Source organism: Ochrobactrum sp. WV_118_8 (genome assembly GCF_039631535.1).
Classification (GTDB): domain Bacteria; phylum Pseudomonadota; class Alphaproteobacteria; order Rhizobiales; family Rhizobiaceae; genus Brucella; species Brucella anthropi.
The window spans coordinates 818,454-844,915 of the sequence record NZ_JBDIUZ010000002.1; the positions used below are offsets into that span (position 1 = coordinate 818,454).

Consider the following 26,462-nt stretch of genomic DNA (forward strand, 5'->3'; position numbering starts at 1 on the left):
GGAGACTATGATGAGCACGATGACGTCTCACGACAGCGCGACGAAGACGGCCGGTTTCAACTGGCCGCTTCTGGCGCTTGCAATCGGTGCCTTCGGTATTGGCACCACTGAATTTGCACCTATGGGTCTGCTGCCGGTCATTGCCGACGGCGTTGACGTTTCCATCCCGACAGCCGGTCTTCTGGTCAGCGCCTATGCCATCGGCGTTATGGTCGGCGCACCGATCATGACGCTTGCCTTCGGGCGGTTCGGCAAACGCACGGCCCTGATGCTGCTGATGGGTATTTTCACGCTTGGCAACATCCTGTCGGCTCTCGCACCGGATTACTGGACGCTGCTTGCAGCGCGCTTGGTAACGAGCCTCAATCACGGTGCATTTTTCGGCCTCGGTTCCATTGTTGCAGCCAGCGTCGTGCCTCCTGAAAAGCGGGCAAGCGCCGTTGCCACCATGTTCATGGGTCTGACAATTGCCAATATCGGCGGCGTCCCGGCTGCGACCTGGATCGGTCAGCAGATCGGCTGGCGCATGTCATTTGCCGGTACTGCTGTTCTGGGTCTGCTCGCCATCACCGCGCTCTGGCTTTCACTGCCGCGCGGCGAGGCAGGCAAAATGCCCGACATCCGTCGTGAGCTTGGCGTCCTGATGCGCCCGACCGTGCTGATGTCGCTCGCAACAACCGTCATGGGCGCTGGCGCCATGTTCACGCTCTACACCTATGTAGCGCCTGTACTGACCGACCTTACCGGCGCTTCGGAAGGCTTCGTGACGCTGGCGCTCATTCTTATCGGCGTGGGCTTCACTATCGGCAACGCACTCGGCGGACGCCTCGCCGACTGGTCGCTCAATGGCGCGACACGGATGTTTCTCGCAGCGCTTGCAATCATCAGTCTGGTACTGCCGTTCCTGCTGGGAAGCCATATCGGTGCGGCAATCGGCCTGCTCGCCTGGGGTGCGGCGGCTTTCGCCATCGTTCCTCCGGTTCAGACCCGCGTGATGCAGGCTGCATCGGAAGCACCGGGGCTGGCATCGTCGATCAATATCGGTGCGTTCAACCTCGGCAATGCGGTGGGCGCGGCCCTTGGCGGCGGCGTCATCAGCGCAGGCTATGGCTATGCAGCCATTCCCGTCGCAGGCGGCCTTCTGGCAGCGGCAGGACTGTTGTTCACACTGTCCCGCCGCCCGAAAACAGCACTGGCGCCATCGGCCTGCTAATCCAACGTTCTCCTGAAGCGCAAAAGCGCCAGCGACGCAAACAGGAACACGAAAAATATGAGGGCGTTCACCTCTCCGGCGATGTCGGAAAGGTGGGCGCCCTTAAGCATGACTGCGCGGACGATCCGCAGAAAATGCGTCAGCGGAAAAATTTCGCCCAACGCCTGCGCCCAATCGGGCATACCCCGAAACGGGAACATGAAGCCAGACAGCATCAGCGATGGCAGAAAGAAAAAGAAGGTAAGCTGCATGGCCTGCATCTGTGTGCGCGATGCCGTCGAGATCGTGTAGCCGAGCAGGACCAGCGACAGGACGAAGATCAGCACGCAGGTCAGGAGAAGTGCCAGCGATCCCACAAAGGGCACGCCGAACAGAAGCTTTGCCGCGACCAGCACGACCACAACCTGCACGCCGCCGACGACCAGAAATGGCAGAACCTTGCCCAGCATGATTTCAGCAGGTGTGGCGGGCATAGCAAGCAGGTTTTCCATCGTGCCGCGTTCGGTCTCACGGGTCAGTGCCATGGCCGTCATCATCACCATCGTCATTTGCAGGATGACGCCCAGCAGGCCGGGAACGATATTGTATTGCGACACGCCTTCCGGGTTGTAACGCCGATGCACGACGACCTGTAGCTGGCTTCGCGCGGCATCTGCGGCTTCGGCCTGCTTGCCCTGTTCACGCAGGAGCGCCTGACTTGCGACGGTTCCAAGCGTGGAAATGGCACCGCTTGCCACCGACGGGTCGGTCGCGTCGGCCTCGATCAGAATTTGCGGCTGTTCGCCGGCATCGACACGCCTTGCGAAATCCGACGGGATTGTCACCACGAAGGAAACCGTGCCATCGGCAATCAACGCCTCGGCTTCCGCCGCACTTTGCACGACATGGTCGAAACGGTAATAGCCCGTGGTTTCCAGCGCAGAAATCATGGCGCGCGTATAGTGATCCTGGCTGGTCACGACCAGTGCGCTCGGCAGGCTCTTCGGATCATTGTTGATGGCAAAGCCGAAGAGCAGCAGCTGCATCAACGGCACGACCAGCATCATGGCAAAGGTGATGCGGTCACGCCGCATCTGGATGAATTCCTTCACCAGCATCGCGCCAAGACGCTCAAACGAGAACCAGCCGCTCATTGCTTATCGCTCCCGGAATTTCTGCCCTTCGACATATTGTCCTGCGCATTGGCCATGAACTGGATGAACACATCTTCAAGGCTGGTTTCACCCGCCTCGACGGTAATTCCTTCACGATGCCTGATCTTTTCCAGAGCCGCCTCAAGCTTCACCCTGTCGGACCCCACGACATGGAGCGTCGCACCAAAAGGTGCAACCTGCTCGACACCCGGTTCGCCCTCCAGTTCGCGCGCCACTTCGCCGAGCCTCGGACCGTTGACGATGAAGGTTGTCAGCCCTGCCTTATCGATAACGTCCCGGACGGTTCCCGTCGCCAATAGCTTGCCGTAGGAAATATAGCTGATGCGGTGGCAGCGTTCGGCTTCATCCATGTAATGGGTCGAAACGAGCACAGTCAGCCCGCCATCGGCGAGGCGATGTATCTCGTCCCAGAAGTCGCGCCGCGCCTTCGGATCAACCCCGGCAGTTGGTTCATCCAGCAGCAGAAGCTTTGGCTTGTGCATGATACAGGCTGCCAGTGCCAGCCGCTGTTTCCAGCCGCCGGAAAGCGTGCCCGCCAGCTGGTCTCCACGTGATGTCAGGCCCAGTTCCTCAAGTGTCCGTGCCACATGCTCCTTCACTGGCTTCAACCGGTAGAGACGCGCAACGAATTCAAGGTTCTCGGCAATTGTCAGGTCTTCATAGAATGAAAAGCGCTGCGTCATGTAGCCGACTTCACGCTTGATCTTCAGCCCTTCGGTACGAAGATCGAAACCAAGCACCTTGCCTTCACCCTCGTCGGGCGTCAGCAGCCCGCACATTATGCGGATAGTGGTCGTCTTGCCCGAACCGTTCGGCCCCAGAAAGCCGACAATCTCACCTTCGGCCACCGACATGCTCACATGATCAACGACCGTAGCGTCACCGAACCGCTTGACGAGACCTTTGACATCGATAGCGTTCGCCATTGCCGCCTCCGCCTATCGGGCAGCCAGATCGACATCCACGATCTGGCCGGGCTGCAAAGGCGATGCGGGATCGACAGGATGCGCCTCGACAAGATAGACAAGCTTCTGGCGCGTTTCGAGCGAGTAGATGACGGGCGGCGTGAATTCCGGATCGGGCGAAACATAGCTCACACGGGCTTGCAGGCCGGGCGCGCAACCATCGCAGCGCACAGACAACGTATCGCCCACCCGCACGGCCGAGAACTTGTCTTCCGGTATGTAGACCTTCAGCTTGACCGCACCATCGGGCAGCATGGTCAGCACCGGCGCAGACGGACCGGCAATATCACCTGGATTGCGGATGACATCGGTGATCCGGCCCGGCGCAGGTGCTTCAATCGTTCGCTTGGTCAGATGCCAGCGTGCGGAATCAAGCTGCGCTTCGGCACTTTTGACGGCATTCTCTGCCGCCTTGATTTCTTCGGGGCGCGCGGGCAATCGACCAACCGCCAGATTGGCTGTGGCCTGATTGATCGAGGCCTCAGCCACTTCAACCTTGGTGGCCGCATCGTCAAGCTGCGCCTGTGTCATCACTCCGCGTTTCGTCAGGTCTTGCGTGCGCAAAAGGGTTCGCTGGGCATCGTCTGCCTGTGCTTTGGCCGTCCTGACCGCCGCTTCCAGAACTGCAATTTCATCGGGGCGCTTGCCAACCTGCAAATCCGCCAGTTGCGCGCGTGCCTGCGCCAATGCTGCCTCGGCCTGCGCGACGGCGATCTTTGCGTCCGCATCCTCCGTCATTGCTATGGGCTTGCCCGGCTCGACACGATCCCCACGCCTGACGGCAACGGACTGAACCTGCGCCACTTCCAGCGGCGCAAGCTGCACGAATTCCCCCTCAACGTAACCAACAGCAAGGGGCTGCGCGCTGCATGCGGCGAAAAGATAAGAGGCGAAAGGAACAATACAGAGAATACTCATGCTTTCACCTCGCCGTCTTTGATGGCATCCTTCGCTGCGAGAATGGCCATCAAATTCTGGCGTGCGATTGCCGCGACAGCCGCCGCCTCTTCCGCGCCCATCGTGGACCAGCCCATGCGCCGTTTCACAGCTTCCCGGCCAATGCGGAAATAAACGATCTGCCCAAGCAGGGTGAAGATGAGAAGCCGTGTGGCCTCGCTCTCGGCAGGTTCGCCCGTCGCGACTTCCCAGATGGCGCAAAGCCTTTTATGCGTCGGCTCGAAAACACCTGAATAGATGCGATCGAGCGCTGCGGTCGGATGCGCCAGTTCGCGCAAGAGAAACTGAACGATCTCGCCGGACTGTGGTTGCGCGACGATGAAATGCGTCATCCGCTCCAGCGCCAGACCGAGCTGCTGGCGGGCCGTTTCCTTCGTTTCGGCAGGTGCACTGATCACACCGTGATGTCCAAGCGCCTGCCCGGCTATGCCTTGTATCGTTTCGACAATATAGTCTGCCGCCGCCAGTCGCAGCCCTTCCTTGCCGCCGAAATGATACGCGATGGAACCGATATTCGCCTTGGCCAGACCGGCGATCTCACGCGTCGATGTGGCATCGAAACCCTTCGAGCCAAATAGTTGCAAGGCCGCGTGGATCAGCGCCGCTCGCGTCTGATCGACCGAAGGTGACGGAGGCTCTTGCCTTGTATGTTTCGCTTTGCTCATATCATGATTTAATCAATCGATTGATTAAATGTCAAGCACGACAAAAACCAAAGCGCCGATCTTGGATCAGCACCTTGATTTCACTGAAAATTATAGACGTCGTTCACCCCCGTCTTCCAACATGCCGCCCGACGGCGATCGGTGTCGGCATCTCACGGTGTGCATGAGAAAGCCCCTCCAATGCGGCCAGAATTCCGGCCTTCGCAGCGACCGCCTTGCCCACTGTGCTATCGACATGCAGCAGCATCTGCTCGGCGCTGGCGATTTCCGTATCGCCCCGCCTCAGACTGTGAAAGACATGCGCGCGTTTCTCGTCAAAGGAGAGCAACTGCGTTTCCACATGTAGCGCATCGCCTACCTTGGCCTCGCCGCGATGCATGATATGGGTTTCGACCGTGTAGTAGCTGTGACCGGATTTCAGATAGGCTTCGTCCACACCGATATGTGCCAGAAACCTGTCGGTCGTCTGGCCGAATACATCGAGATAACGATGCTCGGTCATATGCCCGTTATAGTCGATCCACTCCGGGATCACGCGCGCATCCAGAAGACGCAACGGGCCGGAACCTGCCTTGGAAGAGCCCGCCGCATCGAGCCGTGCGGTATAGGCATTGAGAAGCGCGCCTGCGCCCCAACCCTTGCCGTTTTGCTGGTGCGCAAGAACGCGGATGATTGCGACCAGATTTTCGTCGCGAATCCGCTCCAGATCGTGGATTGAAAGCCCTTCATTCTGCTCGTCCGACTGATCCGCGATGCGGCTGATCAGGCTGCCATCGAGATCGGGCACATCTGTCAGCTTCGTCCATGGCCATTGTAGCGCAGGCCCGAACTGGGCGAGGAAGTGTCGCATACCTGCCGGACCGCCGGCAATGCGATAGGTCTGGAACAGCCCCATCTGTGCCCAGCGAAGCCCGAACGAATAGCGGATGATGTCGTCAATCTGCTCGACCGTGGCGATGCCGTCGCGCACGAGCCACAAGGCCTCTCGCCACAGCGCTTCCAGAAGCCTGTCGCCAACAAAAGCGTCGATTTCCTTTTCAAGAACGACCGGCTCCATTCCGGTCAGACGGTAGAGCGCGGACGCTCTTTCAATTGTCGATCCGCTGGTCTTTTCACCCGGCACGAGTTCCACCAGTGGCAACAGGTAAACCGGGTTGTAGGGATGCGCGATCAAGAGTCGCTCCGGATGCCGCAACCCAGCCTGCAACTTGCTTGGAAGAAAGCCGGAGGTGGACGACGCGATCAGCGCATCGTCTGCGCAAGCGGCTTCAATCTCCGCCAGCACGGCAAGTTTCAGGTCAAGGCGTTCGGGAACGCTTTCCTGTATAAGCGCCGCGCCTGCCACCGCCTCTGCCAGCGAAGCGGAAAAGGACAGTTGCCCCTCCTGCGGAAGGCGCGCGGTGGTCAGCGCCGCCAGCGCTTTGCGTGCATTATCGAGAATGTGTTCGGTCGTCGCCTTTGCATCGGGCGACGGATCGTAAACGGCAACGTCGAAACCGTTCAGCAGAAAGCGTGCGGTCCAGCCGCTGCCGATGACACCGCTGCCGATGCAGGCAATCTTGGGAGGATGGCTGTTCATGGATATCACCAGCGCTTTGTAAGCTTGAGTTTTTCGCGGACTTCAGCAGGCGTCAGAACTTTCGTTCCCATATTAACGGCGATGGCTTTGGCCCGTTCGACCAGATCGCCATTCGACGCCAGAACGCCCTTGTCGAGCCAGATATTGTCTTCGAGACCCACACGGATATTGCCACCCGCCAGCACGGCAAGGGCCGCATAAGGCAACTGATTGCGGCCAATGGAAAACGCCGAGAAAATCCAGTTGTCCGGCAGGTTGTGGACGATGGAAACCAACGTCGCCAGATCGTCCGGCGCGCCCCACGGAATACCCATGCACAGCTGCACCAGAACCGGGTCATCAAGCAGGCCCTGCTGTTGCAGCCATTGGGCGAGCGGCAGATGGCCGGTGTCGAAAATCTCGATCTCCGGACGCACGCCAAGCCGTTGTATCTGTCCGGCCATTTCCCTGAGCATGGCAGGCGTGTTGGTCATCACGTAATCGCCCTCGCCGAAATTCATCGTACCGCAATCCAGCGTGCAGATTTCCGGCAAGAGTTCAGCGACATGAGCAAGCCGTTCCGTCGCGCCCGCCATATCGGTCTTGGCGGCATCGGGTGGCAGTGGAGCTTCTGGCGACCCAAAGACCAGATCACCGCCAACGCCTGCAGTCAGGTTCAGCACGATATCGACACCGGACGCCCGGATGTGGTCCACAACCTCGCGGAAAAGCTCCAGCTTGCGCGATGGTTCACCCGTTTCCGGATCGCGCACATGAATATGCGCAACGGCGGCACCTGCTTCCGCACTTTCAATGGCCGCATCCGCAATCTGGCGCGGCGTGATCGGCACCTTGTTTGAGCGGTGCGTGGTGGCTCCGGCCCCGGTGACGGCTGCGGTGATGAATATTTCGCGGGCAGGCTTTAAAGGCATGATCGTTTCCCTCAATTTTCGTCGAGCTTGACAGGTCGCGAAATGCCGGGATTATCATTTTACGAAATCTATTTGGCGAAGAGCGAAGTGCATGATCTTTGAACCCTCCGACGAAGAACTAAGCGTTACCCTGCTGGTCCTGCCGGATTGTTCGCTCATGTCGCTGGCTGCAACGCTGGACCCGATGCGCGGCGCCAACCGCGTGACGGGCCGCTCGCTTTATCGCTGGCGGGTGGTGTCGCCGGACGGCAGCGACCCCGTCACATCCAGCGGTCTGAAGGTTGGGGCAAATGGCCGTTTCGAGGCTGGCGCGCAGGACATCCTCATTATCGTCAGCGCTTTTCATGCGCTGGAGCATGCGACGCCAAAGCTTCTCGCGATGCTGCGCCAAGCGGCCAAGCAATCGAAACTCGTCGTGGGTGTGGAAGCCGGATCATGGGTGCTGGCAAAGGCGGGATTGCTGAACGGGCGCAAGGCAACGACGCACTGGGAGGACATGGAAGCATTTTCGCAGCGCTTCCCGGAAGTCGAAATGCAATCGGATCGCTGGGTGCGGGATGGAGCTTTTCTGACAACCGGAGGCGCTGCCCCGGCGCTCGACATGATGCTGGCACTCATTCGCGCCCGCCACGGCTATTCCATCGCGCTGGATGTGGCGAGCCTCTACATCTACGATGAGGTGAAACAGGCTTCCGACGCACAGCCGCTGGTATCCCTTGGCCGTTTGCTTAACCGCGAACCGCGACTGGCAGATGCCATAAAAATCATGGAAACCCATATCGACCGCCCGATCCCGGTGTCGAGCATCGCCCGAAGACTTGGCCTTTCCACACGAAGCCTTGAATTGCTGTTCGCCAATGTGATCGGGCAGTCACCGGGCAATTACTACCTGTCGCTCCGGCTGAAAGCAGCCCGGCGCCTGATCATCGATACGCATCTTTCCATGGCGGACACAGCGGAACAGACTGGCTTTTCGTCGATCAGTTCACTGTCACGCGCCTTCAAGCGGCATTTCGGTCAGTCGCCGAGCAAGCTGCGGCAGTAAAGGCACCCTTACTTAAAGGCCCAGCCCCGACTTCACCTCAGCAAGTGCTGGTTTGCCGTCGAAAGTGGTCACGCCGTCAAGCCACGCATCAAGCTGCGCCGGGTTCTCCTTGATCCATTTCGTGACGGCATCCTTGGCTTCCATGCCATCGTTCAGGATCATGTTCATCATCGTGCTTTCCATATCCGTGTTGAACTTCAGGTTCGACACAAAGCGCGAGACGTTGGGACAGTCGGTTGCATAACCTTTGCGGGTCAGTGTTTCGACGGTTGCCGCACCATCATCCGGTCCGAACAGGTTTTCACCATTTTCCAGATAGGTGAGCTTATAGCGAATGTTCATCGGATGCGGCGTCCAGGCAAAGAACACAACGGGCTCATCCTTGCGCACCGCATTTTGAACCTGCGAGAGCATGGCCTGCTCGCTCGATTCCGCGAGCTGGAAATCCTTCAGGCCGAACTTGCCCTGCTCGACCATCGACTGAATCGTGGCGTTGGCGCTGCTGCCAGCCTCAATGCCGTAAATCTTGCCGCCAAGCTGGTCCTTGAATTTTGCGATATCGGCATAATTCTTAATGCCAAGATCCTTGCCCGTCGCAGCAAGACCGATCTTTGCGCCTTCGAGATTGACGCCAGCCTGCTCGATCTTCTTGCCTTCAAGATAGGGTTTGCGCGCTTCTTCCTGAAGTGGCATCCAGTTGCCGAGGAAAATATCGATCTGTCCATTTTCCAGCGACTGGAAGGTGACCGGCACGGAAAGGATGGTTGTCTGCGGCTCGTATCCGGCTTTTTCAAGCAGCAGAGAAGCGAGCGCCGTCGTTGCAGTAATGTCGGTCCAGCCGACATCGGAGAATTTGGGTGCCTTGCAGTTTGCGCCTTCAGCGGCATGCGCCTGCACGCTGGCAAGGCTGGCGACGCTTGCTGCAAGCAAAAGAAATAGGCGTTTCATTATCTTCTCCCCTTTGTTTTTATTGAGAACAACATGATAGGGGAAACAGGAAACGCCTGTTCGCAATATGCGCAATCATCTTTGCGTTTTGCGCAACCTTTGACCATTGATCGGTCGGGCCGATTTCTGAAAGCTGCGCAAAACCGGGGCGAAATTTATTTCCCACCGCCATATTGCACGTCGCTGACATGCTCCATCCAGTCAACGACTTTGCCGTCGAGCTGTTCCTGAATGGCTATATGAGTCATGGCATTGCTCGCGGATGCGCCGTGCCAGTGTTTCTCGCCCGGCTCAAACCAGACCACATCGCCGGGCCGGATTTCTTCAATCGGTCCGCCTTCGCGTTGCACGAGGCCAAGCCCCGTAGTCACGATCAGGGTCTGGCCAAGCGGATGCGTGTGCCAGGCAGTGCGTGCGCCAGGCTCAAACGTCACGGCCGCAGCCGCAGCGCGCCGGGTATTATTGGGAGAAAACAGCGGATCGATACGGACATTGCCCGTAAACCAGTCGGCTGGGCCTTTTCCCGAAGGATCGGTTCCGTTTCGCTTGATATCCATGAGGCGTTTCCTTTCCTGTTCACAACGCAACATAGATCAACTTCACGGACTGTTCAGCGCCTTTTGGCCGGGTTCCGCTGCAAAATCACGTTATGCCGTTTCGCAAGTTCTGTGTTGACCGCTTCGATTTCCTGCGCCTTGCGCGCATCGTCCCAGCCAAGCTCCCGCGCCAGAATATCGGCGATTGCAGCAAGATTGCCGGTCGTCAGCGCCCCGTCGATTGCAAGTGTGGTGCGTCGCAAAACGACATCCGCCAGATGCACGACAAGCTCGTTGCGTGCGATCCATGCGATTTCCGTCGCGCTGACCGTGTCGGTTTCAGGCAGCATCGCAACCGTTACCCCGGCTTCCTCGCGGAGGATCGGCAAGGCCGTGCTGCCATAGCGCTTCAACAGGGTCTCAACCCGTGCGGCGGGCAACCTTGTTTCGGTGGCGTATTTCGTCACCCAAGCCTTGCGGGCACGATCGTCGGACGGATAGTCCCTGCCGCCCCCTATGGGGAGGTTGCGCGTTGACACTTGCCGCGTCTTGTCGAACCGGCCCAGAACCTTGTCGGCCACTTCCTCTGCAAAGCCGCGGAATGTGGTCCACTTACCGCCGACCAGCGAAATGACCGCGAATGGCCGTTGGTTATCCGGCTCGATGACAGGCGCGGAATGATCGCGACTGATCAAACCCGGTTCGGAAGCATTGGAAGCGGGAAGCGGGCGGATGCCGCTATAAGTGTAGACGATCTGGCTGCGGTCGAATTTGAGCTTCGGCAGCAGCGAACGCAAGCTGTCGATGAAATAGTCGGTTTCATGATCGTCGCAACGCACATTGTCCGGATCGTCCGATGGAATATCGGTGGAACCCACCAGCGCCAGACCGTGATAGTCGTAGACGAGACAGATGCGCCCGTCATCCGCCTCGAAATAGATCATTCGTCCGTTGAGGCTCTTCACCAGTTCGGGGTGATCGACAAGAATATGCGAACCCTTGGTGCCACCGATCATCTTGGTCGGCTTGCCGAGTGCAGCATTGACCCGGTCGATCCACGGGCCAGCCGCGTTGATGACCAGCTTCGGCCTCACCGCGAATTTCACACCATCCGGCCCTTCAAAGCCGATAAGGCCGTTCTCGGCGGAAACCAGTGTCGTGAAATTGGCGGCAGCGCTTTTCGGATTGGCGCGCAGCCCGTCGCTGACGAGTTCATAGACCAGACGTTCCGGCTGGCTGACCTTCGCATCGTGATAGATGCCGCCCGCCACGATTGCGGGCGTGATATAGGGCATTTCCTTCGTCGCCGTCTCCTTCAACAGAAAACGGTGACGTGGCATGACGCGCTCGCGCGCACCAAAATAATCGTAAAGTGCCAGACCGATCTTGATCAGCACGGCGCCACGGCTGCGCGGCGCGGTCGTCGAGCCGAACAGAGTGCGCAGCGCCGCCGTAATACCCTTTGTCCATGAGAAGACAGGAATGAAAGTCGGCAGCGGCTCGACATTGTGCGGCGCATTCTTCAGAAGCAGGTTGCGCTCGAGGGTGGACTGGGCCACAAGCCCGAACTCGCCGGTTTCCAGATATTTGAGGCCGCCATGGATAAGCCGCGACGGCGCAGCACTTGTCCCTGAACCAAAATCCGCCTTGTCGACAATGAGACAGCTAACGCCTTGCTCGCAAAGATCGCGATAAAGGCCTGCTCCGTTAACCCCCGCGCCAAGGATGAGCACATCCACGCCCTCGGTTTCCAGTTGTCCGATGCGGCTTTTCATTCCGGCATTGCCTGCGAAGTCATTCATCTTACTGTCTCTCTAGAGCATTCCCTGCTTTTCTCATATCATCGGAAATGCTCTATCTCTTTGTTTTTACGCATGTCTTTATCCCGAAACCGGTTCCCACTTTCGGGAGACATGCTCTGAGGCGCGGGACACGCCGTTTATTTCAATCCGTGAGCGCTTCGATCTTCGGCCAGATCGGTCCAAGCGCCGATGCGATTTCCCTGAAAAGCTGATAGCGCTTTTCATAAAGCGCGCTTCGCGCCGCATCCGGCTCATAGGTGCGGCCTATGGCATCGAGATCGCGCGGATCGCTGTAAACATCGGCAAAGACACCAGCGCCCTTGCCAGCGCAAAGGGCAGCACCCCAGGCAGCGGCCTCGTCCGTATCCGTGACGGTAACGGGCATGCCGAGAACATTGGCGAACATCTGCGCGAAAGCCGGACTGCGCGACACGCCACCAGTGAGGCGCGCGACGGAGATTGCAAACCCGTCTTTCAGGTGATCGACATGGATACGATGATTGAAGGCAATGCCTTCCCATATCGCGCGCAGCATGTCGCCCCGATCCTGCCAGCCACGCAGACCGAAAAACGCACCGCTCGCCATCGCTCCATAGGGCGAACCGAAGAGGTAGGGATGGAACATTGCCGTCGAAGGCTTTGCCAGTGCCGCATCGATTTCCGGGCGCAGCATGTCGTGGATGGAACGCCCTGTTTCCTCTGCCTCGCGCCGTTCTGCCGGGCAGAGCTTGTCGAGAAACCAGTCATAATTGGCCGTCGATGCGGGCGAGATCGACATATTGTTCCATTCGCCCGGCGCAATGCCATTGCGGCAGAACCAGCTTTTGTCGACACGCGGTTCGGAAGACAGCGTTTCGTTGATGGAATAGGTCCCGGCAACCACGGCAACGGTCCCGATGCCAAGCCCGCCGACGCCAAGTGCTGAAGCGGTGACATCGTGCAAGCCACCGGCAACCGGTGTTCCGGCAACGAGGCCGGTGCGTTCCGCGCATTCGCCCGAGACGCTACCCACAATTTCATCGGAACGCGACATGGGTGGCAACGCATCCCAAAGTGCGTCCAGCCCGAAAAGGGCGAGCGCTTCTTTCGAATATTCCTGCGTGTTGACATCGGTGAAGGAGGTCGAGGCTTCAGTGCGATCCGTGCCCACATCGCCGGTCAGGCAAAAGCGCAGCCAGTCCTTGCAGGCGATCACATGCGCGATGCGGCCAAAGCGTTCCGGTTCGTTTTCCTTCACCCATGCCAGAATGGCGGATGGAGCCGATGCATGGGGAAGCTGGCCCGTGTTATTGATGGCCTGCTCTGCAACGGGACTATTGCCCCAACGCTCCGCAACATCGACAGCGCGGCTGTCGAGCGACAATATCCCTGCGCCAAGCGGACGGCGGTCCTTGTCGAGCATGTAGATGCCATCACCATGCGCTGTGGTGGCGATGGCCAGAATGTCCGAAGCAGGCCGCCCGCTTTTGGCTATAGCTTCGGCAATCGCATCCGCTGTTGCATTCCAGAATTCATCCATGTCGCGTTCGACATGACGGGCGCGCGGAAAGGATTGCGCCACGCGACGGCGCGCAACGGCAAGGGTGGTTCCGTCAATATCGAACAATACGGCTTTGGTGACGGTCAGTCCGCTGTCGATTCCGAGCAGAGAGGGCATGTATCGTATTCCTGATAAATATGCGCGGGCTATTCTTGCTTGCCGCCTGTCCGGGCATTGGCGCGGGCAACCACCACGTTGATGCCTTGCGCCTCCATGCGCTCGATATGCGCGAAAGGCGTATCTTCATCCACGATGACGACATCGAAGTCGCTGAGTGCCCCGAAATTGTGCAAAGCGCGGCGCTCAAACTTTGTGTGATCGGCAAGAAGAATACGCTTGGCGGCGCAGTCCAGCATGGCACGCTTGGTTTCCACCATTTCCGGCGACTGATGGAACAGAAGGTCGTCGGTGATCGCTGCAATCGAAATGAAAGCTACATCGGCGCGAAGACGACGAATTTCGTGGATCGTCATGCCGCCGACGAATGCGTTGCACCAGTTATAGAGCTGACCGCCAAGGCCAAGCAGCGTCACATCCTTGATGTCACGCACCTCGTTCATCAGGATCAGCGAATTGGTGATGACGGTGAGCGGTCCCTTGCCCGGAAGATGCGGCACCATTTGCAGAACAGTGGTGGAATCGTCGAAGAAAATTGCCTGACCGGGTTCGACAAACTGCATAGCAGCTTCGGCGATCAGTTTCTTTTCTTCCGACTGGCGGGTAACGCGATAAAGATCACTTGCCTCGATCAGGCTTGTGGGCGCAGCCGACACGATGCCGCGCGACTTGCGAAACAGGCCACGGCTTACCAGTTCATCGACGTCGCGATGCGCTGTCATCAGGCTGATGCCGAACCGTTCGGTGAGGTCCTCGATACGCATCGAGCCTTCAGCCATTACAGTTTCCGCAATCTGCTGGCGCCGGACGAGCTGACGCGCATGCCGGCTGTCGTTCGGCACTTGCTCCGCCATCAGCTTGTCAATGCTTGCTTTGTTGCTCACTGCCATGCCTGTCACTTGTCCCCTTGCTTGCGCGTTCCGAAAGCTTCGGAATCGCCTGATAGGCTTTATATTGCGCGGTCTTCAGCCCCAAAATCCAGCGAGTGATTGCATGGGACTTTCTTGAGGAGAGGGACTTCTGGAAATGCGCATCCCGAAAGCTTTCTGCTGCCGGGATGCGCCTTTTCAAACCTTACTGTTCGAGAACGAACGGCGAGGTGTACTTGTCGACATTGTCCTTGGTGATCAGGATGCAGTCGAAGAGCTGCTTTTCATGATCCACACCAGTCTTGCCGGTCTTGATGAAGTTGTCGGCCTGCTTGACGGCAGCTTCCGAGAACACGGCAACCGGCTGCAGAACGGTGTACTGCAGTTCACCCGCCTTGATGGCTGCAACCGCATCCGGCGAACCGTCGAAACCACCGACCTTCACCTGATCCAGCTTGCCAGCCTTCTTCAGAGCAGCAATTGCGCCCAGAGCCATTTCGTCATTACCGGAGATAACGCCGATGATGTCCGGATTGGCCTGAAGCAGAGCCTGCATCTTGTCGTGACCCTGGGTACGGTCCCAGTTGGCGACGTCCTGACCGGCCTTCACCAGATCCGGATACTGCGACAGAACGGTTTCATAGCCGTTCGAGCGCGTTGCGGCGTTGTTGTCCGATGGCGAACCGAACAGCTCGACATACTTGCCCTTGTCGCCAACGCTTTCGACCCACTGCGTCGCACCGAGAGCGGCACCCTGTGCGTTGTTGGAAACGAGCTGTGCCTTGGCCAGACCTTCCTGGTTGATTTCCGCATTGACAAGGAAAACCGGGATGTTGGCGGCGATTGCACGCTTGACCGCACCGACCGAACCGTCCGCATTGGCCGGATCGAGAATGATGGCAACCGACTTGTTGGTGATAGCCGTGTCGATCAGGTTGCTTTCGGTGTTGGTGTCGCCCTTGTGGCCACCGACAACAGCCTTGTAGCCGAGACCTTCAGCGGTCTTCTTGGCGATTTCACCTTCGGTGTACCAGTACGGGTTGGATGGATCGTTGACGATGATCGTCATCAGTCCTTCGGCCCAGGCCGTGCTGGCGATGAGAGGCAACGCTGCCGCAGCGGCGAACAGAACGCGCATTCCCTTCTTGAACATGGTCTCACTCCCTTAACATTTTTCGTTTGTGTTATGCCGGTTCCCCGGCGGTACTCATTTCCATCAGGCCGTTTTCGAGATCTTGTGCCTTTTTGGAAGTCTTTCGATACGCCCGGTTATTTTCGCGGCTCCGTCCGGAACGGTGGACAGAGCCGCTATCGATCATCGCCGGGAGTATTGAATGCTGTTGAGCAGAACCGCGAGCACGATTACCGCGCCGGTAAAGACGGTCTGCCAGTAGGAGGACACGCCGATAATCACGAGGCCGTCGGAAAGGAAACCGATCACGAAAGCGCCGAGAAGTGTGCCCTGGATAGTACCGCGCCCCCCAGTGAGCGCAGCGCCACCGATAACCACGGCAGCGATTGCCGTCAGTTCGTAGGTGGTGCCTGCCGTCGGACCGGCCGACGTCAGCTGCGAAGAAAGAACCAGACCTGCAATGGCAGCGCAGATGCCGGAAATGACATAGACCGACACCTTGACGCGCTTGACCGGAACGCCGGACAGTTCAGCCGCACGTTCGTTGCCACCCGACGCATAGAGCCAGCGACCAAATGCGGTGCGGTTGAGAACGATGGCGCAGATGATGGCGAGAACCGCCAGAACCAGAACGCCGATCGGCACGCCGAACAGCTTGTTGAAACCGAGCCAGTCAAAGCCTGTATTGCCAAGCTCCGGACGTCCGCCGAGATTGTTGTAGGTCAGGCCATTGGTCATCAGAAGCGCCACGCCGCGCGCGCAATAAAGAACGCCGAGCGTCGCAACGAACGCCGGAACGCGCAGATACGCGATGAGCACGCCATTGACCGCACCGACGAACGCACCGAGCGCACAGGTGATGAGAACCACGGCCCAAACCGGGAAATAGAGAATGATGCCGAATTCCTGCAGCGTCACGCCCTGCATCAGGAACCCGGCGACCACACCAGCCAGCCCCAATGTGGAACCGACGGAAAGATCGATACCGCCATTGAGGATGACGAGTAGCATGCCGATGGCAAGCAGGCCGAAAATGGCCACATGCGACGACATGATGAGGAAGTTATCGACCGAGAAATAATAAGGCGAAAGGAACGAGAATACTGCGATGATCGCGATCAGTGCAAAAAATGCACGACCTTCGAGCAGCAGATGCACGATGCCGGGTTTCCGCTTCGCGCCGTTCGGAGCCGCTGTTTCTTTGTTGGTGCTCGTGACTGACATTCTATCAGTGCTCCATAACCAGAGCATTTAACAACCCGACTTTGTCGGGTCTTATGCTCTATCCTTTTGTTTTAACGCATAATCTTGTCCGAAAAGTCTGCAACTTTTCGGGATTATGCTTTAGTGACCGACCATGGCTTCGCCCGAGGCGGCCATGATCTTCTCCTTGGACACGTCCGATCCGAATTCGGCGGAGATGCGTCCACGGTGCATGACGATGATACGATGAGCGATGCTGAGGCATTCGCCGACTTCCGAAGTCGTGTAGACAACGGCCAGACCCTGCTTCGCCTTTTCAGCCAGAAGCTTGAACACTTCCGCCTTCGCCCCGATGTCGATGCCGCGGCTCGGCTCATCAAGCAGGATGACTTCCGGCTCGGTCGCCAGCATCTTGCCGATCACGACCTTCTGCTGGTTGCCACCGGAAAGCGAACCGATTGCCGCTTCGCCGCCATCCGTCTTGATGTGCACATTCTTGATCGACTGATCGACAATCTGCTTTTCGCGCTTGCGCGATGTGAACAGACCCTTGGTCATTTCGGTGATGCTGGCGAGCGACAGATTCTTGCCGACCGTCATCGTCTGGACGAGACCGTCGCGCTGGCGATCTTCCGGCACCAGCACAAGGCCCTTCTCGATACGTTGTGCGATGGTGAGGCCGGAAACGTCCTGCCCTTTGAGGAGAACGCGTCCGCCGCTTGCCTTGAGACGACCGGCAACGGTTTCCAGAAGCTCCGTGCGACCGGCGCCCATAAGACCATAAATGCAGACGATTTCACCTGCGCGCACATTGAGCGACATGCGGTCGACCAGCGAGAAGCCCGCGCCACCCGGGTCGGGAACGGTCAGGTTCTCAACGGAGAGCGCCACATCGCCCCAGTCATATCCGGTTGGAGGCGAGCCGAGATCGAAGTTCTCGCCGACCATGTTGCGCACGATCCATTCCAGATCGATTTCCTCACGCGGCGCATAGGCCGTCATGGTTCCGTCGCGCAGCACCACCGCATGATTGGTGATCTGCAACGCTTCTTCCAGATGATGCGAAATATAGACGATGGCGACACCGCGCGCCGTCAGGTCGCGAATGACCTTGAACAGGACTTCCACTTCCGAGGCGCTGAGCGCCGAAGTCGGCTCATCCATGATGAGAATGCGCGAATTGACCGAAAGAGCGCGGGCGATTTCAACGACCTGCTGCTGGCCGAGACGAAGTTCCTCGACCGGCGTCAGCGGGTCGATGTCTTCTTCCAGTTCCTTCAGAAGCTCGCGCGTCAGGCGTTCTTCCTCGGCAAAATCAACGCCGGTGGCGGTGCGGATTTCGCGCCCCATGAAGATGTTGTCGCGCACGTTCATGTTGGGCGCGAGGCTCAATTCCTGATGGATGATCGAGATGCCGAGGTCGCGCGCTTCGGTGGACGAATTGAACGTCACGGGTTCGCCATCGAGAATGATCGTGCCCGAAGTCGGCTGGATGACGCCCGAAAGCACTTTCATCAACGTCGATTTGCCAGCGCCGTTTTCGCCGAAAAGCGTCGTGACCTGACCACGGCGAATCTCGAAATTCACGCCCTTCAGGGCATGAATGCGACCATAGGATTTGGCAACGTTGTTTGCGGCAAGAACGACATCACCGTTTTTGCCTTCGATTTTCGAAGCGGTGCTCATTTCACTTCGAGCCCCACGGGCGTGACGAGCCAGTTCTTCGGATTGACGACCTTGAACACACCAACCACCGTCACGGTCTTGCCGACGAGATTCTCGACATCGACGCCGGAAAGCACCTGCTTCTTCATCTCGTTGTTCAGGGCAGAACCGGCATTTTGATATTCGATCTGGTTCTTGAACTGGCCGAACTGGATTTCACCGGTCGCATCGCGCAGATCGGTGCCGTTGACGGCAGGGCCGGTCTGAACGCGGATGGCAACGCCTTCCGGCAGGCCGTCGACCTTCACGACATTGTAGTTGGATTTGCGCTCCTCAACGGTGCCTGTAAACTTGACCGGGACAACCGGATTGACGTCGCCGACGCCATACTTCTTTCCGGCTGCGGCCTTGTCGGCGGCGAGAGCCGTTCCAACTTCCACTGCATCCACGGCGCGCTGCTCAACGCTCGCCTTCACCTTGGGGAATTCGGAAGCACCGTAGGCATCGGGGGAGAAAGCCTGCTGGCGCACATCGGAATCAGACCCGATCTTCACGACCTTCGTGTCGAAGGCAATCGCACCGACAACCACGATCGCAGCGATCACGCTCCAGACGACGGCGCGGCTCAGCTTGGCGGGTTTTTGTGAAACTTGACTGGTTTGTGCACTCATTATCAAACGCCTTCAGCAATTCTGCCGTATTGTCGTTATGGAAACGGATGATGCGGCTGAATTAGACCGCCCGGAGATTACCCTCGACCATTGTCATCACGCTTGCCGGATAGGCAAAAGCCTCCGCCAAAGCGGTGCAGGACGCGACAGACGAGATCATGATAGCCTCCACATGAATTCCAGGGCCCCGCTCCTCCGTGCATCCTGGAAACAGATGCGCCGCAATCAAAGCCTATGATAGCGGCGTGTTATTAACTCCAATAATGATGTTATAAAGCTCGAAAGCTGTCAATCGGATGTTTTCGAAACACCGGTGAAATAGCACAATTTCGCGCCGAATCTCGATCACGATCTAGAGAAATCCACTACATAATTCGTTATCAATCGCACTATTCACAGCACCGTCTTTTCTCGCAAAGCCAGCCACAAAGATACTCACAAATTTCTATATTTTCTTTTATTTTCAATGAATTAAACATATTCAAAACCGAAGAAACATTAAGCTATTGATGGAAAACAGTGGGAAAACCGCACTCGAAGGCGCGGAGATTTCCCCTGCATTCACTCTTTGGTGAAAAAAAATGCGCCATCTAGAAAATTTTACAGACAACGTGATAGCGTTATGTTATCTCCAGCATACGCCATCGCCCGATTTCATTATAAACAGGGCTGCGAGCGACGTATTTTCAGTCGCGGGAGGAATCCAAATGTCAATGAAAGCACATAGCCGCCATGCGTGAGAAAGGTGACATCATCATCGGGATCGACGCAGGCACGTCTGTGCTCAAGGCAGTCGCTTTCGACCTTAGCGGACGCCAGATCGAATCTGCTGCCGTTCGCAACAAATACGATACCGGCGAACATGGCGCTGTCACACAATCGCTTTCCCAGACGTGGCAGGACTGCGCGCGAGCATTGCGCGACCTCGGCGCGAAGATGCCCGACCTTGCCGAACGCACTGCGGCAATCGCCGTTACCGGTCAGGGTGACGGAACCTGGCTTGTCGGCCGCGACAACCAGCCGGTCGGCGATGCCTGGCTGTGGCTCGATGCCCGCGCGGCAACGACGGTGACGCGCCTCGCCGCTGGCCCCATGAACCGTGCGCGCTTTGAAGCGACCGGCACCGGGCTGAACACCTGCCAGCAAGGCTCGCAGATGGCGCATATGGACAGCATCGCGCCCGAGCTGCTGGACAATGCCGAAGTCGCGCTCCACTGCAAGGACTGGCTCTATCTCAATCTCACCGGCGTTCGCGCCACCGACCCTTCGGAAGCAAGCTTCACCTTCGGCAATTTCCGCAATCGCCAGTATGACGATGTCGTCATCGACGCACTCGGACTGACGAAACGGCGTGGATTGCTGCCGGAAATCATCGACGGCACCGAAGTGCAGCATCCGCTATCCCCCGAAGCGGCAGCTGCAACGGGTTTGCGGGCAGGGACGCCGGTGAGTCTCGCCTATGTCGATATGGCCATGACAGCACTTGGTGCGGGCGTGCGCGGCGGTACTGCAGGCGCCGGATGCTCGACCATTGGTTCGACAGGCGTCCATATGCGCGCCAAGCCGGTTGCCGATATCCACCTGAACAAGGAAGGCACCGGTTACGTCATCGCGCTGCCCATTCCCGGCATCGTCACCCAGGTGCAGACCAATATGGGGGCGACGATCAACATCGACTGGATATTGCAGGTTGCTGCCGACCTCATGTCGACGCCAGACAAGCCTGTTTCGCTCAGTGACCTCATTCCCCGCCTTGATGACTGGTTTAATGCCAGCCGTCCGGGTGTAATCCTCTATCATCCGTATATTTCGGAAGCGGGCGAACGCGGTCCCTTCGTCAATGCCTATGCCCGGGCCGGGTTCGTAGGCCTTTCCAGTCGCGACCGTTTCCCGGAAATGGTGCGCTCGGTCGTCGAGGGCCTCGGAATGGCAACGCGCGATTGCTACACGGCCATGGGTGAAATGCCCGCAGAATTGCGCATCACCGGCGGTGCAGCGCGTTCAAAAGCATTGCGCAGCACCCTTGCCGCAGCGGTGAATGCGCCCGTGCGCGTTTCCTCGCGTGAAGAGGCGGGAGCCGCAGGTGCTGCCATGATGGCTGCGGTAGCCATCGGCGCTTATCCGAGCATGGATGCATGTATTGCGGAATGGGTCGAGCCGCTGCTTGGCCCTTGCGAAGCCCCGGATGGTCCGCGCGCAAAGCACTATGAAGAACTCTTCGTTGCCTATCAGGAAGCCCGGCTGGCACTGACGCCCGTCTGGGACAAGTTGGCTTCCGATAGAGCATTTCCAGCAAAAGCGTGAAGCGGTTTTGCGTTCGGAAATGCGGTGAACAAAACGAATAAGGCCGGACCTCCCTTCCGGCACATATAGACTAAGGGATGCAATTGCATCCGAAGGAGCATGAAATGGCTGAACCGGAAACCTGCGATCTCTTTGTAATCGGTGGTGGCATTAACGGCGCGGGCGTGGCCCGTGACGCCGCCGGGCGCGGCCTCAAGGTGGTGCTGGCGGAAAAAGACGATCTGGCGCAGGGAACTTCGTCACGCTCCGGCAAGCTGGTACATGGTGGTCTGCGTTATCTCGAATATTATGAGTTCCGCCTTGTGCGCGAAGCGCTGATCGAGCGCGAAGTGCTGTTGAACGCCGCTCCCCATATCATCTGGCCAATGCGTTTCGTTCTGCCGCACAGCCCGCAGGACCGTCCCGCCTGGCTGGTGCGGCTTGGCCTGTTTCTCTATGACCACCTCGGCGGCCGCAAGAAGCTTCCCGGCACACGCACGCTCGACCTGCGGCGCGATCCGGAAGGCACGCCGATCCTCGACCAATATACCAAGGGCTTCGAATATTCCGACTGTTGGGTCGATGATGCCCGTCTCGTTGCATTGAATGCGGTTGGCGCTGCTGAAAAAGGCGCGACCATTCTGACCCGCACGCCTGTCGTCTCCGCTCGTCGCGAAAAAGGCGGCTGGATCGTAGAAACGAAAAACCGCGACACGGGCGAAACCCGCACATTCCGCGCGCGCTGCATCGTCAATTGCGCCGGACCATGGGTCACGGATGTCATCCACAATGTCGCCGGCTCCAACTCGTCGCGCAATGTGCGTCTCGTCAAGGGCAGCCACATCATCGTTCCGAAATTCTGGTCGGGCGCAAATGCCTATCTCGTCCAGAACCACGACAAGCGCGTTATCTTTATCAATCCCTACGAGGGCGACAAGGCGCTGATCGGCACCACCGACATCGCCTATGAAGGCCGTGCGGAAGATGTTGCAGCAGATGAGAAGGAAATCGAATATCTGCTGACTGCAGTGAACCGCTATTTCAAGGAAAAGCTCAGGCGTGAAGACGTGCTGCATTCCTTCTCCGGTGTGCGTCCGCTGTTCGACGACGGCAAGGGCAACCCTTCCGCCGTCACCCGCGACTATGTCTTCGACCTCGATGAAACCAACGACGCGCCGCTGCTCAACGTCTTTGGCGGCAAGATCACCACGTTCCGCGAGCTGGCCGAGCGCGGCATGCATCGCCTCAAGCACATTTTCCCGAAGATGGGCGGCGACTGGACTCATGGCGCACCGCTTCCGGGCGGCGAAATCGCCAATGCCGATTATGAAACCTTCGCCAATAGCTTGCGCGACACCTATCCGTGGATGCCGCGCGCGCTCGTCCAGCACTACGGTCGTCTCTACGGCGCGCGCACGAAAGACCTTGTTGCAGGCGCACAGAATCTCGAGGGGCTCGGCCGTCATTTCGGCGGCAATTTCCATGAGGCGGAAGTGCGCTATTTGGTGGCCAGGGAATGGGCGAAGACGGCGGAAGACATTCTCTATCGCCGCACCAAGCACTATCTGCACCTGACCGAAGCCGAACGCGCCGCTTTCGTGGAATGGTTCGACAACGCTAAAATGGTCTCTTGAGGACACTATGGCCCTTACGCTTTCGCTGAACACCAATCCACTTGTGAACCGCTTTGCTGAGCCGGATGATCTGATCGAAACAGTTGCACGCGATCTGCGCCTGCGTGACCTCCAGCTCACCCACGAGTTCATCAATCCAAGCTGGCAGGCTTCAACCATTCGCCGCCTGACGCGCGATATGGACAAGGCCTTGCAGCGCACCGGTGTTCGCGTCACTTCGGGCATGACCGGCCCCTATGGCCGCCTCAACCATTTCGGCCATCCGGACGCAGAAGTGCGCCGTTACTATGTCGACTGGTTCAAGACCTTCGCCGACATTATCGGCGATCTTGGCGGCAAGTCGGTCGGCACGCAGTTTGCGATCTTCACCTATAAGGATTTCGATGACGCTGCGCGCCGCGAAGATCTGATCAAGATCGCCATCGATTGCTGGGCGGAAGTCGCCGAACATGCAAACCGTGCCGGTCTCGACTATGTGTTCTGGGAACCGATGAGCATCGGGCGTGAATTTGGCGAGACGATTGCCGAAAGCATGAAGCTTCAGGACCGCCTGACCGCCGCCGACATGGCTATTCCAATGTGGATGATGGCCGATATCGACCATGGCGATGTGACTTCCGCCAATCCGGACGATTTCGATCCCTACGCCTGGGCGCGCGCCGTGCCGAAAGTCTCGCCGATCATTCATATCAAGCAGAGCCTGATGGACAAGGGCGGACATCGTCCTTTCACAGCCGCGTTCAATGCCAAAGGACGCATCCAGCCGGAACCGCTTCTGAAAGCCTTTGCCGAAGGCGGCGCTGTGGACAATGAAATCTGCCTCGAACTGTCGTTCAAGGAACGCGAGCCGAACGACCGTGAAGTCATTCCGCAGATTGCGGAAAGTGTGGCTTTTTGGGCTCCGCACATTGACACCGGCGCTAAGGACTTGAAGATATAGACAATTTAAGGAACCGGACCGCTTTCAATGGCAGATGCTGACGATTCACTGGCGCTGCGCGCCGCATGGCTTCACTTCGTGGCGGGCATGACCCAGTCAGCCGTTGCGAAGCGCCTTGGTCTGCCCTCCGTGAAAGCGCATCGCCTTATTGCCAAAGCTGTCGCCGACGGTGCGGTGAAAGTCAGTATCGACGGCGACATTACCGAATGTATCGACCTCGAAAATCGTCTCGCCGATATGTACGGCCTCGACTATTGCGAAGTCGTGCCCGACATCGGCGAGGAAGGCCTGCCGCTCATGGCGCTTGGCCATGCGGGTGCGGATTTTCTGCGCCGCGAGATCGAGCATGGCGACCATGAAGTCATCGGCATCGGCCATGGCCGCACGCTTTCGGCTGCAGTCAACTATATGCCGCGCGTCGTCACCAATGACCTGCGCTTCGTGTCGCTGCTCGGCGGCCTGACGCGCAATTTCGCCGCCAACCCGCATGATGTGATGCACCGCATCGCCGAAAAGACCGGCATGCCCGCTTATGTGATGCCGGTGCCCTTCTTCGCCAACACAGCAGAAGACCGCGAAGTGCTGCTCGCGCAGCGCGGCGTCACCACCGTTTTCGACATGGGTTGTCAGGCTGAACTGAAGATCGTCGGCATCGGCACGGTCGATGCACAGGCGCAGCTTGTCACATCCGGCATGATAGAACTGGCCGAGGTCGAAGAGATCGCCAACCTCGGCGGCGTTGGCGAAATGCTCGGCCATTTCTTTGACGCCAATGGCCAGCGCCTTGAAACCGCGCTGACGGCCCGCACCATCGCAGCATCGGTGGAAAACGCGGATATGAGCCGAATCGTGGGCCTTGCCGGTGGAATTTCCAAGGCGGAAGCCATCCGCGCCGTGCTGAAAAGCGGTCGTCTTTACGGTCTCATCACCGATGAACGCACGGCAAAGACGCTCGTTGAGCAGCCGAACGGAAAATAACATAATAACATTTTTGCAATGGATTATTTTGTGATTTTGTGATCTAACTTCGCGCAGAAAATGTTCCGCCAATAAGATCGGACGAGAGCGTGAAGCGCGACGACAGAAGACAGGCGATTATAAACCTTCTGATCGAAAATCAGGCCGTCGATCTCGACGATCTGGCGGATCGGTTTGCCGTATCAAAAATGACGATCCATCGCGATCTGGATTCGCTGGAACATACCGGCGTGCTGCGCAAGGTACGCGGCGGCGCGACGATCGATACCGGCACACAATTTGAAAGCGATTTCCGCTTCCGCGAACGGCAGGACGGCGAAGCGAAGCAGAAAATGGCCCGCGCCGCGCTTGAGCTTGTTGAACCAGGCATGACGGTGATGATTAATGACGGCTCCATGGCGGCTGTCCTTGGCGGCATGCTTCTGGAAAAGCGCCCGCTGACAGTCATCACCAACAATGCGGTCATCATCGATGAACTGAAGGGCGAGAACGGGATCAATCTGATTACGCTCGGCGGAACCTATTCAGCCAAGTTCAATGCGTTTTTCGGCATCCTGACGGAAGGGGCCCTGTCGCATCTGAGCGCCGACATCGCCTTCATTTCCTCGCCTGCAGTCAATGGCAAGCTCGTCTATCACATGGATGAGAATGTTGTTCGCACCAAGCGCGCGATGACGGCATCCGCCGCCCGCACCTGCCTTCTGGTCAATCACCAGCGGTTCGGACGCCCTGCCCTGCATGTCATGGCTGATCTTTCCGATTTCGACGCGATCATAACCGATGCCTCCCCCGACGCGACCGTACTGGCCGATCTTGAACAGGCGGGCATTGCACTGACCATCGCTGACGACTGCGCATAAACCTAGAGGACGAAAATCGAGCATGACAAAATTCTGGATTGGCACCAGCTGGAAGATGAACAAGACGCTGGCCGAGGCCCGCATTTTCGCCGAAGCCTTGAAAGCTGCCGATGCAAGCCGCTCGACCGACATTCAGCGTTTCGTCATCCCGCCCTTTACCGCCGTGCGCGAAGTGAAGGAAATCCTGTCCGGCACCTCCGTCAAGGTCGGCGCGCAGAACATGCATTGGGCCGATCAGGGAGCATGGACCGGCGAGATTTCGCCGCTGATGCTCAAGGACTGCAATCTCGATATCGTCGAACTCGGTCATTCCGAGCGCCGTGAACATTTCGGTGAAACCAACGAAACGGTCGGCCTCAAGGTCGAAGCTGCGGTGCGCCACGGCCTGATCCCACTCATCTGCATCGGTGAGACGCTGGAAGACCGCGAAAGCGGACGCGCGGCGGAAGTGCTTGAGGAAGAAGTGCGCGGAGCACTTTCCAAGCTTTCCGACGATCAGAAGCAGGCGGAAATCCTGTTTGCCTATGAGCCGGTCTGGGCCATCGGCGAAAATGGTATCCCGGCATCAGCGGGTTATGCCGATGCGCGCCAGGCGGAAATCATTGCGGTTGCAGAAAGCGTGCTCGGTCGTCGCGTGCCTTGCCTCTATGGCGGCTCGGTCAATCCGGGCAATTGCGAAGAGCTGATTGCCTGCCCGCACATTGACGGGCTTTTCATCGGTCGCTCGGCATGGAACGTCGAAGGTTATCTCGACATTCTGGCCAAGTGCGCCGCCAAGATTCGAGCTAATTAAGG

General features: G+C 58.2%; 23 protein-coding genes and 1 pseudogene. 9 read left to right on the forward strand and 15 right to left on the reverse strand.

The genetic code is table 11. The features are described 5' to 3' along the window. Positions 1 to 10: 10 nt before the first annotated feature. Positions 11 to 1,213: an MFS transporter gene (locus tag ABDF71_RS17880; protein ID WP_151614597.1), complete on the forward strand. Its 1,203-nt coding sequence runs from the start codon at positions 11 to 13 to the stop codon at positions 1,211 to 1,213. Here ABDF71_RS17880 and ABDF71_RS17885 read toward each other — a convergent pair. From ABDF71_RS17885 to ABDF71_RS17910, 6 genes are all read right to left on the reverse strand, one after another. Then, positions 1,210 to 2,346 (reverse strand): ABC transporter permease, encoded by a 1,137-nt coding sequence (locus ABDF71_RS17885; RefSeq protein ID WP_258124491.1) that lies wholly within the window; start codon positions 2,344 to 2,346, stop codon positions 1,210 to 1,212. The genes ABDF71_RS17880 and ABDF71_RS17885 overlap by 4 nt on opposite strands. Continuing rightward, on the reverse strand, positions 2,343 to 3,293 hold the full coding sequence (locus ABDF71_RS17890) for an ABC transporter ATP-binding protein (RefSeq protein WP_151576709.1): 951 nt from the start codon (positions 3,291 to 3,293) through the stop codon (positions 2,343 to 2,345). The genes ABDF71_RS17885 and ABDF71_RS17890 overlap by 4 nt, the downstream gene beginning before the upstream one ends. Before the next feature lie 12 nt (positions 3,294 to 3,305). Next, the gene (locus ABDF71_RS17895; RefSeq protein WP_011982666.1) at positions 3,306 to 4,250 is read right to left on the reverse strand and encodes an HlyD family secretion protein; all 945 of its coding nucleotides are present in this window, start codon (positions 4,248 to 4,250) and stop codon (positions 3,306 to 3,308) included. Continuing rightward, entirely contained in the window at positions 4,247 to 4,954 is a 708-nt protein-coding gene (locus tag ABDF71_RS17900; protein WP_011982665.1) for a DUF1956 domain-containing protein, read from the reverse strand. The genes ABDF71_RS17895 and ABDF71_RS17900 overlap by 4 nt, the downstream gene beginning before the upstream one ends. Positions 4,955 to 5,057: 103 nt before the next feature. Continuing rightward, positions 5,058 to 6,533, reverse strand: coding sequence for a carnitine 3-dehydrogenase (locus tag ABDF71_RS17905; protein ID WP_258124493.1), 1,476 nt, complete (start codon positions 6,531 to 6,533; stop codon positions 5,058 to 5,060). Positions 6,534 to 6,538: 5 nt separating this feature from the next. Continuing rightward, complete coding sequence (locus ABDF71_RS17910; protein WP_010660882.1) at positions 6,539 to 7,444, reverse strand: beta-keto acid cleavage family enzyme; 906 nt, start codon at positions 7,442 to 7,444, stop codon at positions 6,539 to 6,541. Between the two features lie 91 nt (positions 7,445 to 7,535). On the opposite strand from ABDF71_RS17910, the gene ABDF71_RS17915 reads away from it, so the two are divergent. Continuing rightward, positions 7,536 to 8,489, forward strand: coding sequence for a GlxA family transcriptional regulator (locus tag ABDF71_RS17915; protein ID WP_258124494.1), 954 nt, complete (start codon positions 7,536 to 7,538; stop codon positions 8,487 to 8,489). A gap of 12 nt (positions 8,490 to 8,501) precedes the next feature. Here the strand turns inward: ABDF71_RS17915 and choX are convergent, their stop codons facing one another. The 9 genes from choX to ABDF71_RS17960 all read right to left on the reverse strand — a co-directional run bounded on the left by choX (position 8,502) and on the right by ABDF71_RS17960 (position 18,972). Further along, positions 8,502 to 9,437, reverse strand: a complete 936-nt coding sequence (gene choX / locus ABDF71_RS17920) for a choline ABC transporter substrate-binding protein (protein WP_258124495.1) — start codon at positions 9,435 to 9,437, stop codon at positions 8,502 to 8,504. A gap of 155 nt (positions 9,438 to 9,592) precedes the next feature. After that, a complete protein-coding gene (locus tag ABDF71_RS17925; protein ID WP_258124496.1) occupies positions 9,593 to 9,994 on the reverse strand; it encodes a (R)-mandelonitrile lyase in 402 nt (133 codons plus the stop codon). Positions 9,995 to 10,047: 53 nt separating this feature from the next. After that, positions 10,048 to 11,775: a glycerol-3-phosphate dehydrogenase/oxidase gene (locus ABDF71_RS17930; RefSeq protein ID WP_209418658.1), complete on the reverse strand. Its 1,728-nt coding sequence runs from the start codon at positions 11,773 to 11,775 to the stop codon at positions 10,048 to 10,050. A gap of 142 nt (positions 11,776 to 11,917) precedes the next feature. Next, positions 11,918 to 13,432: an FGGY-family carbohydrate kinase gene (locus tag ABDF71_RS17935; protein WP_258124497.1), complete on the reverse strand. Its 1,515-nt coding sequence runs from the start codon at positions 13,430 to 13,432 to the stop codon at positions 11,918 to 11,920. A 29-nt stretch (positions 13,433 to 13,461) separates the two neighbouring features. After that, on the reverse strand, positions 13,462 to 14,322 hold the full coding sequence (locus tag ABDF71_RS17940) for a DeoR/GlpR family DNA-binding transcription regulator (protein ID WP_010660876.1): 861 nt from the start codon (positions 14,320 to 14,322) through the stop codon (positions 13,462 to 13,464). A 184-nt stretch (positions 14,323 to 14,506) separates the two neighbouring features. Next, positions 14,507 to 15,454: a D-ribose ABC transporter substrate-binding protein gene (locus ABDF71_RS17945; RefSeq protein ID WP_010660875.1), complete on the reverse strand. Its 948-nt coding sequence runs from the start codon at positions 15,452 to 15,454 to the stop codon at positions 14,507 to 14,509. A gap of 162 nt (positions 15,455 to 15,616) precedes the next feature. After that, positions 15,617 to 16,657: an ABC transporter permease gene (locus tag ABDF71_RS17950; protein ID WP_010660874.1), complete on the reverse strand. Its 1,041-nt coding sequence runs from the start codon at positions 16,655 to 16,657 to the stop codon at positions 15,617 to 15,619. 120 nt (positions 16,658 to 16,777) lie between these two features. Next, positions 16,778 to 18,322 carry a sugar ABC transporter ATP-binding protein gene (locus tag ABDF71_RS17955; RefSeq protein WP_151607001.1) on the reverse strand — a complete coding sequence of 515 codons (1,545 nt, stop codon included), beginning with the start codon at positions 18,320 to 18,322 and terminating at the stop codon, positions 16,778 to 16,780. Then, positions 18,319 to 18,972, reverse strand: coding sequence for a DUF2291 domain-containing protein (locus ABDF71_RS17960; protein WP_011982655.1), 654 nt, complete (start codon positions 18,970 to 18,972; stop codon positions 18,319 to 18,321). Before ABDF71_RS17960 ends, ABDF71_RS17955 begins: the two co-directional genes overlap by 4 nt. Between ABDF71_RS17960 and ABDF71_RS17965 the strand changes: the two are divergent. From ABDF71_RS17965 to ABDF71_RS17995, 7 genes and pseudogenes are all read left to right on the forward strand, one after another. Next, a pseudogene (locus tag ABDF71_RS17965) lies at positions 18,952 to 19,048 on the forward strand (ATP-binding protein); the annotation flags it as partial. The gene ABDF71_RS17960 and the pseudogene ABDF71_RS17965 overlap by 21 nt on opposite strands. Before the next feature lie 656 nt (positions 19,049 to 19,704). Then, positions 19,705 to 21,276 carry an FGGY-family carbohydrate kinase gene (locus ABDF71_RS17970; protein ID WP_258124498.1) on the forward strand — a complete coding sequence of 524 codons (1,572 nt, stop codon included), beginning with the start codon at positions 19,705 to 19,707 and terminating at the stop codon, positions 21,274 to 21,276. 104 nt (positions 21,277 to 21,380) lie between these two features. Then, complete coding sequence (locus ABDF71_RS17975) at positions 21,381 to 22,889, forward strand: glycerol-3-phosphate dehydrogenase (RefSeq protein WP_151663531.1); 1,509 nt, start codon at positions 21,381 to 21,383, stop codon at positions 22,887 to 22,889. Between the two features lie 7 nt (positions 22,890 to 22,896). Next, positions 22,897 to 23,829, forward strand: a complete 933-nt coding sequence (locus ABDF71_RS17980) for a TIM barrel protein (protein ID WP_258124499.1) — start codon at positions 22,897 to 22,899, stop codon at positions 23,827 to 23,829. Between the two features lie 27 nt (positions 23,830 to 23,856). Then, the gene (locus tag ABDF71_RS17985) at positions 23,857 to 24,807 is read left to right on the forward strand and encodes a sugar-binding transcriptional regulator (RefSeq protein ID WP_151607008.1); all 951 of its coding nucleotides are present in this window, start codon (positions 23,857 to 23,859) and stop codon (positions 24,805 to 24,807) included. A gap of 89 nt (positions 24,808 to 24,896) precedes the next feature. Continuing rightward, the gene (locus ABDF71_RS17990; protein ID WP_258124501.1) at positions 24,897 to 25,667 is read left to right on the forward strand and encodes a DeoR/GlpR family DNA-binding transcription regulator; all 771 of its coding nucleotides are present in this window, start codon (positions 24,897 to 24,899) and stop codon (positions 25,665 to 25,667) included. Positions 25,668 to 25,689: 22 nt separating this feature from the next. After that, complete coding sequence (locus ABDF71_RS17995; RefSeq protein ID WP_258124502.1) at positions 25,690 to 26,460, forward strand: triose-phosphate isomerase; 771 nt, start codon at positions 25,690 to 25,692, stop codon at positions 26,458 to 26,460. The last annotated feature ends 2 nt before the right edge of the window (positions 26,461 to 26,462 follow it).